The organism is uncultured Sulfuricurvum sp. (assembly GCF_937936435.1).
Classification (GTDB): domain Bacteria; phylum Campylobacterota; class Campylobacteria; order Campylobacterales; family Sulfurimonadaceae; genus Sulfuricurvum.
On sequence record NZ_CALDDG010000128.1, the window covers coordinates 1 to 17,562 of the forward strand.

At 36.7% G+C, this 17,562-nt stretch carries 18 protein-coding genes and 1 other RNA gene; 11 read left to right on the forward strand and 8 right to left on the reverse strand.

The window, feature by feature from the left end; all coding sequences use genetic code 11:
* From Q0389_RS11950 to panB, 6 genes are all read right to left on the reverse strand, one after another.
* A partial coding sequence (locus Q0389_RS11950) for a hypothetical protein (protein ID WP_298694436.1) occupies positions 1–857 on the reverse strand: 857 nt, incomplete at its 3' end.
* Positions 854–1,516, reverse strand: coding sequence for a response regulator transcription factor (locus Q0389_RS11955; protein ID WP_298694437.1), 663 nt, complete (start codon positions 1,514–1,516; stop codon positions 854–856). The genes Q0389_RS11950 and Q0389_RS11955, both read right to left, overlap by 4 nt.
* 8 nt (positions 1,517–1,524) lie before the next feature.
* Entirely contained in the window at positions 1,525–1,899 is a 375-nt protein-coding gene (locus tag Q0389_RS11960; protein WP_298694439.1) for a hypothetical protein, read from the reverse strand.
* A gap of 81 nt (positions 1,900–1,980) precedes the next feature.
* Complete coding sequence (locus tag Q0389_RS11965; protein ID WP_298694441.1) at positions 1,981–3,021, reverse strand: AI-2E family transporter; 1,041 nt, start codon at positions 3,019–3,021, stop codon at positions 1,981–1,983.
* Positions 3,022–3,036: 15 nt separating this feature from the next.
* A complete protein-coding gene (gene ruvB, locus Q0389_RS11970) occupies positions 3,037–4,044 on the reverse strand; it encodes a Holliday junction branch migration DNA helicase RuvB (protein WP_298694442.1) in 1,008 nt (335 codons plus the stop codon).
* Positions 4,045–4,234: 190 nt separating this feature from the next.
* Positions 4,235–5,023: a 3-methyl-2-oxobutanoate hydroxymethyltransferase gene (gene panB / locus Q0389_RS11975; protein ID WP_298694443.1), complete on the reverse strand. Its 789-nt coding sequence runs from the start codon at positions 5,021–5,023 to the stop codon at positions 4,235–4,237.
* Between the two features lie 133 nt (positions 5,024–5,156).
* Between panB and Q0389_RS11980 the strand changes: the two genes are divergently transcribed.
* From Q0389_RS11980 to Q0389_RS12005, 6 genes are all read left to right on the forward strand, one after another.
* A complete protein-coding gene (locus tag Q0389_RS11980) occupies positions 5,157–5,561 on the forward strand; it encodes an Hpt domain-containing protein (RefSeq protein WP_298694445.1) in 405 nt (134 codons plus the stop codon).
* Positions 5,558–6,298, forward strand: coding sequence for a tryptophan synthase subunit alpha (trpA, locus tag Q0389_RS11985; RefSeq protein WP_298694447.1), 741 nt, complete (start codon positions 5,558–5,560; stop codon positions 6,296–6,298). The genes Q0389_RS11980 and trpA overlap by 4 nt, the downstream gene beginning before the upstream one ends.
* A gap of 36 nt (positions 6,299–6,334) precedes the next feature.
* Positions 6,335–6,705: a transfer-messenger RNA gene (ssrA, locus tag Q0389_RS11990) on the forward strand.
* Between the two features lie 200 nt (positions 6,706–6,905).
* Positions 6,906–8,132: an integrase arm-type DNA-binding domain-containing protein gene (locus Q0389_RS11995; protein ID WP_298694449.1), complete on the forward strand. Its 1,227-nt coding sequence runs from the start codon at positions 6,906–6,908 to the stop codon at positions 8,130–8,132.
* A 421-nt stretch (positions 8,133–8,553) separates the two neighbouring features.
* Entirely contained in the window at positions 8,554–8,718 is a 165-nt protein-coding gene (locus Q0389_RS12000; RefSeq protein ID WP_298694451.1) for a helix-turn-helix domain-containing protein, read from the forward strand.
* Positions 8,715–9,596 (forward strand): hypothetical protein, encoded by an 882-nt coding sequence (locus Q0389_RS12005; protein WP_298694453.1) that lies wholly within the window; start codon positions 8,715–8,717, stop codon positions 9,594–9,596. Before Q0389_RS12000 ends, Q0389_RS12005 begins: the two co-directional genes overlap by 4 nt.
* A 250-nt stretch (positions 9,597–9,846) precedes the next feature.
* On the opposite strand, the gene Q0389_RS12010 is transcribed toward Q0389_RS12005, so the two are convergent.
* Together Q0389_RS12010 and Q0389_RS12015 are read right to left on the reverse strand one after the other, a co-directional pair.
* On the reverse strand, positions 9,847–10,203 hold the full coding sequence (locus tag Q0389_RS12010; protein ID WP_298694455.1) for a hypothetical protein: 357 nt from the start codon (positions 10,201–10,203) through the stop codon (positions 9,847–9,849).
* A gap of 505 nt (positions 10,204–10,708) precedes the next feature.
* A complete protein-coding gene (locus Q0389_RS12015; protein WP_298694457.1) occupies positions 10,709–10,984 on the reverse strand; it encodes an EexN family lipoprotein in 276 nt (91 codons plus the stop codon).
* A gap of 82 nt (positions 10,985–11,066) precedes the next feature.
* On the opposite strand from Q0389_RS12015, the gene Q0389_RS12020 reads away from it, so the two are divergent.
* The 5 genes from Q0389_RS12020 to Q0389_RS12040 all read left to right on the forward strand — a co-directional run bounded on the left by Q0389_RS12020 (position 11,067) and on the right by Q0389_RS12040 (position 17,421).
* Positions 11,067–11,309 (forward strand): helix-turn-helix transcriptional regulator, encoded by a 243-nt coding sequence (locus tag Q0389_RS12020; protein WP_298694459.1) that lies wholly within the window; start codon positions 11,067–11,069, stop codon positions 11,307–11,309.
* Positions 11,310–11,429: 120 nt separating this feature from the next.
* Positions 11,430–12,143, forward strand: a complete 714-nt coding sequence (locus Q0389_RS12025) for a hypothetical protein (protein ID WP_298694461.1) — start codon at positions 11,430–11,432, stop codon at positions 12,141–12,143.
* Positions 12,144–12,288: 145 nt separating this feature from the next.
* Positions 12,289–15,756, forward strand: coding sequence for a hypothetical protein (locus tag Q0389_RS12030; RefSeq protein ID WP_298694463.1), 3,468 nt, complete (start codon positions 12,289–12,291; stop codon positions 15,754–15,756).
* A complete protein-coding gene (locus tag Q0389_RS12035; RefSeq protein WP_298694465.1) occupies positions 15,737–16,198 on the forward strand; it encodes a response regulator in 462 nt (153 codons plus the stop codon). The genes Q0389_RS12030 and Q0389_RS12035 overlap by 20 nt, the downstream gene beginning before the upstream one ends.
* The gene (locus Q0389_RS12040; RefSeq protein WP_298694467.1) at positions 16,195–17,421 is read left to right on the forward strand and encodes a hypothetical protein; all 1,227 of its coding nucleotides are present in this window, start codon (positions 16,195–16,197) and stop codon (positions 17,419–17,421) included. Before Q0389_RS12035 ends, Q0389_RS12040 begins: the two co-directional genes overlap by 4 nt.
* Positions 17,422–17,562: the final 141 nt, after the last annotated feature.

Consider the following 17,562-nt stretch of genomic DNA (forward strand, 5'->3'; position numbering starts at 1 on the left):
TTATCCATCGCCACTTGGAGCATCGATTCCAAGGAGGTCGGTTGGCGCTTCAGACTGAAAGCGTGCATTTTCTCGATTTGTGCCATTTGCAAAATCAGATGTTCGAGACGACTAAAGAGCTTTTCGAGCAGGGTACGGTTCGGACTCGGTTCTTCGAGTTCGACGATGAGTTTTCCTTTGGTGATCGGTGTCTTCAACTCATGCATAATGTTGCGCAGAAAAAGTTCACGCGATTTTTTCAATCGGTTTTGTTTTTCGAGTGCATCGTAGAGGGCATTGGAAATCAGGGCAATCTCATCTTTTCCGTTGCTGTGAATATTACGAATCTCTTCTCCGTCGCCGTATCGGAGAATCTGTTCGTACAGATGTTTTAAGGGTTTGAGATTGTTCAGCAGCAATAGATACATGCTGACCAGTCCGCCGACGAGGGCAAAAAAGAGCAGCCATACGAAATAATACGTTGCCCCTTCGGCCGTATCGCGATAATACATGGTACAGTGCCCGCGATTTAAGGCGTAAATAAATCCCTTGTTATCTTTATACATCGCAACATTGACATTACGGGAACGGAGTTTTGACAGCAGCGGAGGGGGAAGCGGGATAGAGTCGCAGTTTGGACTTTTATTCTCGATCAGTACGAAGCCCGCTTCTTTCAGCTCTTCGCTTTGCTCCATACAACTTTTGTCTTTTGTCTCTTCAAGAATGCGAGAGAGTTCCATAGATCGGTGGGCCAAAAGATGGAATTTCTGGCGTTGTTGTTCTTCCAATGCCGAGAGAAAAAGGAGAATCAGTACGACCAATGCGAGAAAAAAGAAAGCGTGAAGCTTGAAAAAAACGGAGTGGCGACGCGAGATCATAGAGTAAACTGGTATCCCATTCCCCTGACGGAACGGATGAGTGTCGGATGTTTCGGATTGGGTTCGATTTTTTGGCGGATACGGCTGATGAGGACATCGATACTACGCTCTGAGCTTTCCCATCCGATCGATTCGACATTGTTTGCGATAAAGTCACGGGAGATGATTTGACGATGGTGTTTGATCAGCAGGGCCAAAAGTTCGAATTCGGCACGGGTCAGAGGCAAGAGTTCGCCCTCTTTATAGATACCGTTTTCATCGACACGAAAAGTTTCGCTGTTTGCCTGGATCGTTTTACCGTTGATACGGCGCAGCAGGCTTTGTATCCGTGCGACAAGCTCGCGCGGCTCATAGGGCTTGGGGAGGTAGTCGTCGGCACCGAGTTCGAGTGCGATTACTTTGTCTCCCAAATCACTCCGAGCCGAGGAGATAATGATAGGGATTTCACTCCGTTCGCGGAGCATTTTACAGACATCTAACCCATCCATATCGGGAAGGGTGAGATCAAGCAGCACCAGATCGTACGATTCGATTCCTAATGATGCCAGAGCACTTTTAGGATTTTCATACGCGATCACCTCCATTTGATACCGACTTAGATACTGTGTCAGGAGATCGGATATTTCGAGATCGTCTTCAATCAGGAGAATTTTGATCATTGTAATACTTATTTAGTTGTCGGACAGTTTTTGCACCCCATACCGGTACCGTCTTTCGGCATCATAGGCTGTTTCATATTGCATTTTTTTCCGTTCATCATCGGCATCGATTCTTCGAATTTTGTACGTTGTTCCGGAGTAAGAATCGCCATCATTTTTTCGTGCTGTTGATTATGGAACGCTTTTCCCTCTTCACGCAATTTTTTGATTTGCTCTTTTTGCTCATCGCTTAAACCCAAGTTTTGCATCGGTTTCGGCAATACATCGGTATTGCATTGGCATTTTTGCATCATCATACCGCCGTTCATCATTCCCTGTTGCATCGGGCAGGCCATAAGAGCGGTTGCTCCGAGGATAAGAGCAAGACTTAAAATCTTTTTCATGGTGTTCTCCATTCGTTGTGTTTATAGGATAGTATCATAAAACAATACGTTTAATCACGTGACAACCGTGTATTAACCGTATTAACGGTATTCTTCTTCCGAAGTAGCCGCTTCGGTAATCTTCATCAGAGTCAAGAACAAGACGGTGATTGCAGGACCGATAATCATTCCCCAAAAACCGAAAGTGCCGAGACCTGCGATAATGGCGAAAAAGATGATTAGTTCGTTGATCTTCTCTTGCGGTTTAATAAGTTTCTGATTGATGATTTTAATAATAACCGGTTTGACAAAAGTATCGGCGATGATTGAAATCACGATGATCGTGTAAAGGGTGATAAAAAGGGCATTATGGGTATGCCCCATAGAGAGTTCAAAGAGGGCGAACGGAAGCCACATAATAATTCCCCCTATTACCGGAATCAGGGATGCAAAACCGTACATGATACCAAAGAGCAGACCGTTGTAGCCCAAATATTCGACGGCAATGCCGAATAATGCCCCCTCGAATACGGCTGTTGCGATAATCGAATAAAAAACAACGCTCATTGAAGAGCGCATTTCAAACATGATCAGGGTGCTTTCTTGCTGAGGAAAATGTGCGGAGCGTTTGAAAAATTCGAAAATATCTTTTCCGTAATAGAGAGCAACAAAGTAAAAGATCAAGATAAAAATCGTTTTAGTTAAAAATGCCATTGCAAAACTGCCGATTTGTGAAGCGTAATCGAGCAGATGTTGTGCCAAAGCATTGGTATCGAAGTCGCTTAGCAAAGCTTCGATTTTCGTTTCGGCACGAGAAAAAGTAGGGGGAAGATGGGCGATCCAATCACGCAGATTGGTGTCGATTGTTTTGAGCATTGCCGGATCGAGATTTTGGAGCATGACCGATATATGGAATAAAAAGTAGCCCAACGGTGCGAAAAAAAGGATCGAAAGTACCAGCGTAGAGAGGGCAGAAGCCCAAAAGCGGCTGCGGGTAAGGGTGAAAAATCCCATTTGGATGTGGTGGGTCGAGATCGCGAGCAAGGTTGCGACCGTAATACTGATCCAGAAAGATTCGTAGAGACGGTATACACCGTAAGTAGCCAGTAGAAGCAAAACAATCGTAAAATGTTCTTTTTTCATGGTATCCGCTCGTATTTATTCAAACAGGCTGTTTTGGGGAATCCCGAATTTCAGCAGTTCGTAGGTTTTCGGGGTAGCGACCCGTCCGCGTGCCGTCCGTTCGAGATAACCGTTTGCGAGCAGATAGGGTTCTAAGACATCTTCGATCGTCCCCTCATCCTCACTGAGTGCAGCAGCGATGGTACTTAGCCCCATAGCTCGTCCTTTAGCTTCCATTAAGAGTTTCAGCAAACGTATATCCATTTCATCAAACCCGTTGGCGTTGATTCCCAATTGGTCGAGAGCGTAACGGGAACGCTCATGCAAAATAGTCGATTCGTTAGCGACATCGGCGAAATCGCGTACCCGTTTCAGCAGCCGCAGCGCGATGCGGGGGGTTCCGCGAGAGCGTTTGGCGATTTCGTGGGCGGCATCTTTGTCGATATTTTTGCCCAGTTTTGCAGCGGCTTGAGTAATGATGCTGCACAGTTCATCGGGGGTGTAAAACTGCATCCGAAAGTTCATACCGAAACGATCGCGCAGCGGGTTTGAGAGCATCCCCGCACGAGTCGTCGCTCCGATGAGGGTGAAACGGGGAAGGTCGATCTTGACCGTTTGTGCCGCAGGACCGCTTCCGATGATGATATCGAGGCGGAAATCTTCCATTGAAGGGTAGAGAATTTCTTCGACCGCAGGTGAGAGGCGGTGTATTTCGTCGATGAAGAGGATGTCGCCTTCTTCGAGATTAGTGAGGATGGCGGCGAGATCGCCGCTTTTTTCGATCATCGGTGCAGCGGTGACTTTGATATTGCTTCCCATCTCATTGGCGATGATGAGGGCAAGAGTCGTCTTTCCTAAACCCGGAGGGCCGTAAAAGAGTACATGATCGAGTGCTTCGCGCCGTTTACTGCTTGCTTCAATAAAGACGCCGAGATTTTTTTTGATCTGCTCTTGGCCTATATAGTCGTTCCAGGCACTCGGGCGCAGCGAGGTTTCTGTCACCTCTTCGGCGTTAAATTTTTCGATTTCGACTATCCGTTCCATAATTTAGCGGGTCTCTGTGGTGGAGTAAGGATTATAGATCTGAGTATGAGCATCGATGCATTGTTGCCGCTCTTCTAAATTGGGATTATTGTCGCATTTGCGTTTTTCGATTTGATGTAATGTGGTATAGCTGGATTCACTTATCCCGCTACATCCTGATAGCAAAAGAGATAAGTAGACAATAATACCTTTAGTAAATATAGTTTTCATCCGGAAATTCCCTGTTTTGAACTTCGATAGTGTACGCGGCTACGGCTTCTTTGACTTTTTTCGCACCGTTGATATATTGTTTGACGAATTTGGGGACAAACGGTTCATAGAACCCAAGCATGTCGGAGAAAACCAATACCTGACCATCTACGCCGTTGCCGGCGCCGATTCCGATGACGGGAATGGAAACGCTTTTGGCTACCCGTGCGGCGACGTCGGCTTTAACCCCTTCGATTACCATGCAAAATGCTCCTGCCGCTTCGACGGCTTGGGCATCGCAGATGAGCGACAGCGCTTCATCTTCGGTTTTTCCTTTGATCTTGTATCCCCCCTCGGCGCGAAAGGCTTGCGGAAGCAATCCGATATGACCGCAGACGGCGATTCCGTTTGCGGTAAGGTGACGGATAATATTGGCTTTATCGGCACCCCCTTCTATTTTGACGGCATCGGCAGGTGTCTCGCGATAAACCCGCATCGCGTTGTTAAATGCACTTGTTTCATCGGTATAGGTACCGAAAGGCATATCGATAATGACAAAAGTATCGGGAGCGCCTTTACATACGGCATTCGTATGGTAGAGCATTTGATCCATCGTCACGCTCAGAGTATCAGGATTTCCGCCGAAGCTCATATTGAGGCTGTCCCCTACGAGAATGATGTCGGCACTCTCGCTGAAAAGTCGAGCAAAAATGGCATCGTATGCGGTAATCATGACCAGAGGAAGGGCTTCTTTGCGTTTTTTGATAGCACCGATCGTAAGTTTTTTCATACTATACATATCCCATTGTTATTTAAAGTAGATAGTTTACCCAAAAATTCTCTCACAAAGCCACTTGATGACAACTAAGAGGGGAGATTAAACAAAACATCGCTATAATTTATCAGTACAGGAGAACAGTGGTATGGGCATACGAAGCGATTTAGAAGCGAATTTCGACTTTGAAATCATCGACGAATTTCTGGACCATTATGCTATGATGGTCGAAATAATGGAGTCGTTGATTATCGATTTGGGAATCGTTGAACGTTATCATCGCAGTATCGAAGAATTGTTTCGAATTTTCCATAATATAAAATCGGCTTCCGGATATTTGCAGATTGAGCCGATGGTTCGTTTGTCCACATTCGTGGAAGATGCCCTTGAACAACTCCGTACGCGTGATAGAGTCGTTAATGAAGAGACGATTACATGGCTTATCAGCGTCGCCGATATGTATATGCAATGGCAGGAAGATTTTAAAATGGATAACGAACTGTCCAAAATCCATTTTTCACTTTTAATTTTACCCGACATGGAGAGAGCGTGAAACATTTAGTCGCGTATATTACCGCAGGATATCCAGAGAAAGACTTTACGATCGATTTGGCATTGGCATTAGGAGAAAACGGTGTAGATACACTAGAACTCGGAGTTCCGTTTTCCGATCCCGTAGCCGACGGTCCGGTGATCGAGGCAGCGAACCATCGTGCCCTCGAAGCAGGATTTCGTTTCACCGACCTTTTGGATATCTCTGAGAACGTCGCTCCGAAAATCGACACGCTGTGGATGGGGTATTTCAATCCGTTTTACCAATACGGAATGGATGCGCTGCTCGATAAAGCTGCAACTATCGGTATTAACGGCCTGATTATCCCCGACGTGCCGTATGAAGAGGCTAAAACATACCATTCGCTTTTTGAAAACCGCGGATTGGCGAACATTACCTTTGTCGCCCCGACGGATGGTGAAGAGCGTATTGCAACGATCACTGCCGAAGCGCGCAAGTTTATCTATCTCGTCGCATATGCGGGGATTACCGGAAGCGGAAAAAGCGAAGACTTGATCCCCATACTGGAAATGATTAAACGTTATACCCAAACTCCGGTCTATGTAGGATTTGGGGTGAATGAAAAAACGGCACGGGAAAAAGTGCAAGGAGCAGACGGCGTTATCGTCGGTTCGGCGATCGTGAATGTTCTTTTGGATGACAGTCTCTCGAATACCCAAAAAATTTCACAATGCTGCGAGATAACCCGAACCATCAAATCTCTTATTAACGAATAGAGATATATAATACGATTCTAACTTCGGTTACCACGTGGGGGCGACATGGCTTCGACTGGATCAAGAAGGTTTAGGTTGCATTGCCGGACTGAGCAGCTCCGTTATACGGCTCACAATTGCTTAAACGCAAACAACACTAATTACCGTCCTGCTTACGCTGTAGCGTAAGTTTAACTTAACTTAGGACTGCTCTACCTCTCTATGCTATCACCGAGAGGGTTTGGGGTATAACCAACGCGATAGCTATACTCCCTTGATGCCTCGGGAGGGAATGAATTTAGAGGATTGGGCGCACTAGCCTTGCACGTTGTGTGAACGTGCCTGAAACTCAAACAACGTTACTAAGCATGTAGACGCCTTTACTCTCTTGGTTTAGGACTCCGGTTCAATCCCGGACGCCTCCACCAAAAGTACAATTCAATACCCTCTAATACCCATCAATAAACTCTACTAAATCCCACAAAATAGGCATAATATAGACAAATTAGCCTTTAGTACCCATCAATCACAATTTGCACCATCTAAGAAATTAATGTACTTTTAAATGTACTTTTTGTTATTATGCTTCTAAACGTACTTTTCAAAAGTACATTATACGAGGGCTATCATGGCAAATAAAAAAGTTTCACCTCTCACCGATACGGAAATAAAAAATGCGAAGCCAAGAGAAAAAGAATACTCTTTATCAGATGGAAATGGTTTACAGCTCATAGTTAAGCCTGATGGTAGAAAAGTTTGGGAGATACGCTATACATTTGAAGGGAAACCTAAAAAGACTACGGCAGGGGTTTATCCTACGGTCTCATTATCAAAAGCAAGAGCAAAACGGGATGAATTAAAAACAAAAGTATATGATGGTATCGATCCTATACGAGAACGTAAAGAGATTAAAGCGATCAATATCACTAAAGAACTCGACAAGCTAAATACATTCAAACAATGTGCTATTGATTATTTTGAGTTGATACGCTCTAAAATCAGTGAGGGGCATTATAAAAAACAGTGGGGACGGTTAGAATCGAATGTTATTCCGTTTATTGGAAATCAACGTATAAATGACATTACACGCGATGAAATTATGGCGTGTTTGACACGCATACAAGATCGAGGGGCAATTGAAGAAGCTCACCGTATTTATAATATTATTTCTCAAGTGTACCAGTATGCTATTGCTAACCGAAGATGTGAACGGAATATAGCCAATGATATTGCAACAAAGTGGACGCTTAAGGCATCTACAAAGCAGCATTACCCGACTATCACCGATCCTAAAGAGATTGGAAATATACTCATTGCTATTGACGGGTACAGAGGTGAATATACCGTTAGATGTGCTTTACAGATCATGCCATATGTTGCATTACGTCCCGTAAATATTAGAGCGATGGAATGGAGTGAGATAGATTTGGATAAAGCCATCCTCACCATACCTGCTGATAAAATGAAAATGAAGCGTGAACACATCGTGCCATTAGTGCCTAAAGTAGTGGAGATACTTCGAGAACTTCAAAAGTTAACTGGGGCAGGGCAGTATTGTTTCGGAGCTTCTCGAACTCGAAATAGCCCTCTCAGTGATAATACCTTACGATCAGCATTAATTCGATTAGGGTATAGCAATAAGGAGATAGTACCGCATGGCTTTCGTGCAATGTTTTCGACCATAGCAAATGAGAACATTCCCAATCATGGATATGCGTATGAGGTTATTGAAAAACAGTTGGCGCATGAAATGAAAAACAAAGTGGGGGCTGCTTATAACCGTGCTGAATATTGGGAGCAACGAGTGGGACTTATGCAGTGGTGGGCGGACTTTTTAGATGCAACAAAGGTATAAGAAATATAAAAATAATTGCTTATTTATATAGATTAAACCCAAAATGTTACGAAAGTAAACATGACATAAAAGTTTTTTTTTATCAAAAAAAAGTTGAAATTTTTGAAATAGAAAATTGAAATTTTTGCTTGAAAATATTGCCTAACTTCTATCACCTCTTTAAAACCCCTATATCAAGGGGTTTCTATCAAAAATTAGCTGAAAATTATCTATACTAATTTGACTTTAATTAAATTAATTTAGTTTTTTTTAACGTATTAAAACCGCACTTGTTATTTTATTGTGTTTCAACTATGATGCTCTTGTTCGACGGAACCTGCAAGTCTATAACAGACATTAATGGGCAATGACGGTATGAAATACAAAAAGGATTCAAATGAATTACTCAGAAAATAAGCAATCTGTAGAGTATCATAACTTGATGCGAGATCGTGAAGCCGCATCGTATCTCGGTGTCGGGGTTAGTACTGTATGGATGTTTTCACGACAGGGAAAAATAAAAGCCATAAAACTATCCCCAAGGGTAACCGTTTGGGCTAAATCAGATTTAGATGCGTTTGTAATGAGTCGTGTTCAGTCGGCATGAAATATGACATTACATTAAAACAACAAATTATGATAGAGCATAAGTTGAATGTGACTCAATTTGCTATTCTTTATATAATTTCGATTGCTCCATCGTGGGCGACAAGTGTTGTTTTTAATGATGAAGTGTATTACTGGACAGCACGACAAAAAATAGCGACGGAGCTTGAAGCATTTGATTTAAAGTATGATACTGTTTACAGGCATTTAATGAAATTAGACAAAGATGGATTTATCAACTATAAAAAAGTGGGTAAAAAAGATTTTACTCGATTGACATCAAAAGCAAAGTCAATTTTTTCATCGGTTAATCAAAATAAGCCTGAAAATTACTATATCGGAAAAAAATCCGAAAAAGACATAACCGCTATGTCGGAAAAAAGTCCGCGAAAACACGGAAAAAAATCCGAAAACGGCTCGGAAAAAAATCCGACAGATAACAATACTAATCTTCATACTCATACTATTAATTCCTCCTCTTTATTTCCTCCGATTTTGGAAGAAGATGAAAATGCGTTGGTAGGTTGCGAAATTGCTACGAAGTTTGATCCCTATGAAAAACTACCTGAGCACATTGATGGATTAGCACGGGAGATTGTGATCCAAGAAATTGAGAACATGACTATAGAGTTGGGCGGAGACTTTGAGAAATATCGAAATACACTGATTCAAGAAGTCCTCTCAGGACAAGGACGGACGATTACCAATATTCGCGCTCGGCTGATTCGCATGAATACGGTGCATCAAAAACCGTGGGTCGTAACTCATCGGAAAAAACGGGAAGAGGGAGAGAAGCTTCAAGCTTTTATGCTAGAAAACGGCTACGACAATATTTTCGACCTGATTGAAGAAATAAATCAATCAGAGCTAACAGCTTGATTTTTAGACACCAAAAAAAGATTTAGAATAGATGCTCAATCGCTTTTCTAAACGACGGGTTTAAAATCGTAAAGGCGACAAAAATGATCGATATGAGTATAAATTCCATCATTACGCTATTTCTCCTGATTTTTGAGTGTTTAAAGAGGCTGTACGCTTCTTTTTGGCTTTCTAATAAAAAAATCCCCGTAATCGTGTTAAGAAACGCACTAAAGGGTATGTATGATGATTTAATGCGCTATCCCAATGACTAAAGTGTGCGCACGTTATCGTCGGTAGTATTTTTCCATTCAAACGAGTCACTTTCTGATTTAGGTGCTCGGTGAGGTTTCCAATCCTCATCCCCGATTTTCGGGAGAGCGGTTTCGTCGTTTTGAAGCACATTTGAAAGAGTGTTCTTATTCTCTCTTGTGACCTCTTTTTGTGGTGCTAAATTTTGCTTAAAATGGATGTTGAATTGTTCGTAGCTCATTGAAATTCTCTTTTCATCTTTGAGCTTTTTCCACATCATTTTTGCCATACGGTAGCCATCTTTTTCATACATTTCTTTTAACGTCGGCAACATTGAAAAAAACTCTAATATCGCTTCACCTTTTTTTAATGCCATTTTTGCCCCTAAATGTATAAACTTGTAAGATAATGTACTATAATTTATCATAGTGTAGTATTAATTTCAACTACAGAAGCCTAAACAGTATGTTTGTACGGCTAATTTGGCTTGATTTTTGATCAATGGATCATAATGGATTATAAAGTAGCACAATGTGAGGGCAAGATAGGTAAAGGTTGTACTTTTTCGTAAACGAAACAGTAAACTTTACATCTTGACACTTATTCGCAACATAGTTGCTCAACATATAAAAAGGGGTATAAATACTAAAAAGAAACTTACTTGATATTGACACTAAAAAAATGAGAACAATCAAAATCAAAGTTAATCAATATGAGAATGATAATTATAAATAAGGCAATTTTTATGATTTATTAGAAGTGAAATATCCTGCAATAAGCCCGATAACAAAAGTGGGGACAAAGACTATTATGTACATGATGATAAATCCAATAGCGACTCCGCCGATTAAAGCAAGCATATTTTTCCTCCTATTATTTTGTTACCACGTCTTACGCACTGGCTCATCGCCCTTGATCGGTTTTAAACCACCGCTACGAAATAGAGCCGATGAAGCGTTCATACAATTTTGATATTCAGGTGACGGGCTAAGTTGTGTCCCCTCTAATGTGCCGTTATCTTTTTTAATTTTGCACTCTTCTTTTACCGCTTTCGCTTCGTCAAGGTGCGCTTTGTAATAATCTACACTTTGTACGTCTTGCCCGCACCCCGTTAAAAGAAATAAAATACCCGTGAAATAAATAGATGACGTTTTCATTATAAGTCCTATGGGAAGTTGATTGATGATAGTAACTGCTATAAACTTAGAACATTCTAAAGTCCAGTAGGAAGTTACTTGTATGTCGTCTCGAAAAACACTCCCTATCGAAGAATTGCATTTCAAAATCGGGCAAAATGTAAAGAAATATCGGGAAGAAAAAGGGTTCACGCAGTTGGACTTGTCCCACGAGATAGGACATAGTACTACCACGATCATATCGCTTGCCGAAATCGGCAAACGCAAGCACTTCAATATCCAACAACTCTATCAAATCTCTATCGCTCTTGATGTTGATGTATGCAAGTTTTTTGAGATTGACTAGTAAAATTTTGAGTAAAAAGTAAATAATTCGATAAGTCTTAGTAGATTAAATTTGTTGATTTAATCTCTAACAGAATATATCGTTCAATAAAGCTTCAAGTTGAAATCTAAAGGATTTTTTATGCCATTAAGTAATCAAACTTTCGAAAGTTTTTATATGGGAAATGCCGCAGAGAATAAAATTATGAGTGAATTGTTTTTCCTTGGTTATGAAGCTTTTAAACTAAATCCTGATATCGGTTTAGATATTTTGGTAACCAACAAAGCATTTTCACAATTTCATAAAATCACACAAATACAACATTATCTTCAGGTGAAATCTACATTTTTAATTAATGGTACTGCAACTTTTAGTCTTACAGATGATGACTTGAATTTCCTATCAAATGGACTGGATGTAACAACAGTTTTCTGTTATATTCAGCCAATTATTGAAGCTACAGCAGATAGTTATAGTCGGGGCGATTATGAACCATGGAGAAATGCATTAGAGGCAGAAGGAGAAAGTATATTTTACGGCTCTAAGGATTTTAAAGAATTGAAAAAAACAAATTGTTTGAGTAGTTTGGATTTTAAAGGCTTTCAGATGGGATATATATGGTTCAATAGTGCTCAACTACTTAGAGCGCAGGAAGAAAATATTTTTTCTCCATGGGTATCGGATAAGAATGTTAAAATGCAATCTATAACTATCAAACTGAATGAAATAAGCAACTGCATTACCATAAATGATCAAAGTGTAATACCCGAAATACGAAATATTTATTATTTACTCAAAGAGAGTAGTACAAAAAAACGGCTTACAAATGGTGATTTTTTGTTTAACCATTATTAAAAACTTTCTGTTGATGCAATAAATAGTCATTTTTACTAAATTTTATTACTTTTAAGCATATCTGATTTTAAATATATTTTAATGACTTGAAACATAAATATGATACTATCTATAAAAATTATCAACTTTTTAGATGGATATGTATATGGCAGATGGGTATTATCATTTTTTTCTTAGTAAGATGACAAGTAGTTATAGTTTTGAAGGTGCAATTACAACATTACGAAATTTTCATACTAAAAATGAAATAAAAAATTATTTAAATAAGTTATATAAGATACCACAATATAAAAAATATATTTGTGATGAGCCTTTTCCATCGACGATAGAGAAGTTAAAAAATAAATCAAGATCGATTACTTATGATTTAGAAAATGCACTATTTTGGGAAGCATCAGTAATAAAATTGTTTTCAGCTGAATTGAACGATTTTTTAGATTTAAAACGACAATATGTAGTTAAATTTTTGAAATCAGAGTTTAAGGAAGCAGAATTAATTCTTAATGATATTCAAAATAGATTTGGATATTCACTCTGGCTACTTGAAAATAGAATCATTTTTTTAGATAAAACTGTTGGATTAAAAGCACAAAAAGAATTTATGTCAGATATTGTACAAGATAAAAAGAATGATGGTCTTTTACAAATTTTAATTGAATACATAAGCACAAGGACTGAAAAAAATATCAATAGCGATAAATTTGAAGATTATATTGCAACACTCTATAAAAATATTTCAAAATATGAAAATACAGAAGGTTATATTGATTATTTGAGTTTTAAATTAAAAACATTTTCAATTTATCCAATCAAAAATTATTTAAATGTTCTTATCAATGAAACTAACTCATCAATAATTGATCGTTACAATACTTTTTTAAGCGTATGTCAACATTTATTTTCAATCGAAGAAAATGAAGTTTTAATAAGCTCTTTAAAAGTATTAGAAAAAACAATAGATGATCCATATTTAAAAAAGCTAATGTATTTTACAAAAGTCACTCAGAAGTTTAACTATGATGACTTGTCAGATCAAGTGAATAATGTTTTTGAGGATTATACGAAAGGAGAATATCAGCAATGTATACAAAAAAGTAAACTTATATTAGTTGATAACCCTTTTTTAATTGATGTTGCTGAGATTTATGTTAAATCTCATATTAGAATGAATTCAGATATAGAAAGTGTTAATAATGACTTACTAGATGAGATTTTGTTAAATATGAAGAATGTAATTGTTAAAAATAGTAGATCTCAAGAAGCATATAAAAATTTATACAAATTGACATATACATACGCTAGTCAAAATTGGTCTAATCAAATTTATAACTTTTTACAGAATGAATTTCATGATGATAATAATCGGACAGTACATCAAAACAATATTTTAGGGAAATTAAATGATGTAGTTTTTTTGCCAAAAGCAATAGAGCTATTAAAAACCTTTGAAAGTAAAAATGAATATTTAGAAAAGTTGGAACTACTATATCAATGTCCAAAAATGATTCAATTATTTAAGTCAAATATTGATACTAAAACTAAAACTGAAGTTAAATATGATGCCATTCTAATACCAAATGAACGAAAAATGATATATATGGGGGATTCTTTTATTCAAGAAGAAGAGTATCAAAAAGCACTAAGTATCTTTAATACACTTCTTGTAGACAGCAATGATATTTTATATAGACAAAAAGCGCTAATTGGAAAAATACGTTCACTGATTCGATCAGATATGTTAGAGGAAACTATTAATATTATCGTGAATGAGTATTTTCATAATCCATATATATATGTGATTTTTCCACTTAAAGAAATAATTGATTTATTTGATTTGGAGGAAATTTCTGACAAAAAGAATACGTATTTATATTTATGTATTATTTATGATATATATTTGAATAATTTAAATAAAGATAAATTTAAATTTTTAGATCTTCAAGATTTATACGAAGATTTTTTATTTGAAAATAATTTTGAAACTCCTGCAATGCTGAAAAGTGTAATCGGCATGTATGAAAAAGAAAAAATGATTTATTTTTTAAATCATATTTGTATACCAAGTATAATGGATTCGAGTCCTGAATTCTCGTCCACGAATCAGATTATGGAAGAACGTATCAAAATATGCCAAATATTAACTGAGATTGATAGCAAAAATCTTGAAGAGTATCAAGATGAGATTAAAGAATATACGTCTAGGTTAATGTTAAATAAGAAAGTAGCAGAAATAGAACAAAGTAAAATTTATGTAGATATCGATGGAATTAAAAAATCACAAGAAGTGAAATTAAAAGAAGCATATGAGAGGTATATTTCTTTAGAAGAAATTGACAATGGAGATGAAGAATTTATTCAGTTTGAAATTGATGATACTCAAACATTAATGATTCCTACGCAAGATAGACGAATTTTACTTTTTAAAATACTTTTTGATTTACGAGATCAATTTGTATTAAGTAGCGAATATGGGTTAGATACATATTTAAGTGTAAATATACGTCACGGAACATTAACGGGTATGTTAAGAAAGCCATTGGAACAGGAAAAAATTGTTACATTAAAAGATGAAAAAACTAATATTTATATTGATAATATTCATTGGAAAAACAATTATAAATATGTTATTTTAGAAAAGACATTAGAAGACATTATTGGACTGCTTAATGAGTTTTCTCGTAAAGTCGATGGTTTGATAAATAAGCTTAAGAATGAATGGATACAAATAGCTACAGAAGATAAAAAAACCACTGGATTATTTGATTATAGTTTATACATCGAAGAGGTTAAGAAAGTTGAACTTAAAATTGAAAATGATCTAAATTATGAGGAATTTGTAAATATATTGATAGATTTCTTGTGGGAAATTACGGAAGATAATCTAAAAATTATCAGAGAAAAAATCCAATCAGAAATGATTCCAGAATATATAAGCATTTTTGATGAATTACTTAAAAACTTAAGCGAGTTACGTGAAATTGATAAATGTCATGAATTAATACAGGCTATAACTCGTTCACGTACAGAAATGCAAAATACATTAACACAGATATCAGGATGGTTTAAACGTACGGAAATATTTAATACACAGGACTATGATATTCTTTTTGCGTTAGATGTTGCACAAGAAAATATAAAAAATATATATCCGCATAAAACAATGATTTTGAATAAAAAAGCAGATACTTACAAACTTAAAGGAGAAACATTTTACAGTTTTGTAAATGTCTTTATTACACTGTTAGATAATGTAATTCAGCGTTCTAAAACGGATGTTTACGATGTCAGTATTGAAATTTCTTTTAATAATGAAAAAAATACAATAGACTTATATTGTACGAATAAGATTAATTATACTGAACAGGAAATCGAAGAAAATAAATTAAAAATAGCCCAATTAGTACCTTCATTGAATGAAAGAAAAGGTATGGAAAATGTTAAGAAAGAAGGTGGGACAGGTTTTTATAAAATAATTAAAATATTAAATGTTGACTTGTCCTGTGCAACAAAAATAGACTTGAAGTATTTAATAGGTGAGGAGAATTCACAATTCTTTTTTACACATATTACATTGCAAAAAGAAGGGTTGTTTTATGAATATATTGATAATTGATGACGATTTAAATAAACGAGAACGAATAATTGAATTCATAAAATCAGAGTATGAGTGCATTAATATAGTGCAAAAAAAATCTTACCAAAGTGCATTAAAAGAGATATTTAGTCAAGCGTATGATATGGTTTTACTTGATATGACGATGCCAACTTTTGATATTGACATTGGTGAAGCTGGTGGAAGAATTAGAGTATTTGCAGGTAAAGAAGTTATGAGAAAAATGATAAGACGAAAGTACCTTTTCCCAGTAGTTATAATTACACAATTTGAACGATTTGGAGATGATAAAAATGAAATATTATTTGATGCATTGAAAGAAGAGTTATCCAGTTCTTATCCCGAAGTTTTTCGTGATATGATCTATTATAATGCAGCTTCTTCATCTTGGCACGATATATTATTAAACCATATTAAATTAATTAAAGAGAAAGTCGTATGATAAATGTTTTATTTTTAGAGGATAGCAATGTAAAGGCGAATAACATTTTGAATGTTCTTTGGAAAAGCAACTTGTTGCCATCTGAGTCTATTCATTCCGTATCTGATATCACGCAAGCAACGAAATGTTTACAATCTACGCAGTATGATGTTTTTATTATGGATATTGAATTACCACAGCGCTTTGGAGAAAATGCAAAGCCTGAAGCAGGATATGATCTTTTATATAGAATACAAAAAAAGCAAATGCGAATGAATCCTCCTAAGCATATTATTGCTATAACAGCATATAAAGAGGTATTTGAAGAGTATAAAAAACAATTTAAAGATGATGCTTTTTTTTTAATTTATTATGATGAATCAACCATTGATTGGCAAAATTCACTCATAAAAAAACTACAGTACATTGTCAATGCTGAAAATAATCATAAAATACAAGTTGATTACGATTATGATATTGCAATTATTTGTGCTTTAAGTGATCCTGAGTTTACTTTTATTGAAGAATTACCAGTAAAGTGGGAAAAAATAACTGTTCCTAATATGACATTATCATTTTATAGTACAATCTTTCAGAAAGATGATAAGTTATTGCGTGTTATTGCTGCTACCACTAATACAATGGGCATGGTTCCAACTACAATGTTAGCAACACAGATGATAGAGCTATTTAGACCTAGATATATAACTATGACTGGTATTGCTGCAGGCATCGATAATGAAGAAATCAGTTTAGGTGATTTATTGATTATTGATATATCTTGGGATTCAGGCTCTGGAAAGATCAAAATCAATGAAGATGGTAGTTATCAATTTGATATAGATCCTAAACAAGAACGATTAGACAATGATTTGAATTATGCCTTACAGGATATGATAAAAGATGACCAATATTTATATGACTTAAGCAAGTCTTGGAAAGGCGATAAACCTAATTCATTATTAAAAGCTCATATAGGTGCAGTTGCATCAGGAGCAGCAGTTATTGCAAATTCCGAAGTTGTTGATATTATCAAACAACAAAGTAGAAAATTGATCGGTATTGAAATGGAAGCTTATGGTGTCTTTTATGCAGCTAATCATGCAACGAATCCTAAACCTAAGCCTATCGTAATTAAATCAGTATGTGATTTTGCAAATGAACATAAAAACAACCAGTTTCAAAAATATGCAGCATATACAAGTGCCAATTTTTTATACGAATTTAGTATGCGTTATTTGTAAAATAGAATATTTGTCAAAGGAATATATCGGAATAAGGCTGAGTATTCTTATATAAAGAATATCAGAAAGTTTTCCACTTGACTTGACAAATAGTATCATTTGTGATACATTTAGTAAAATTAAAAGTATCAAATATGATAC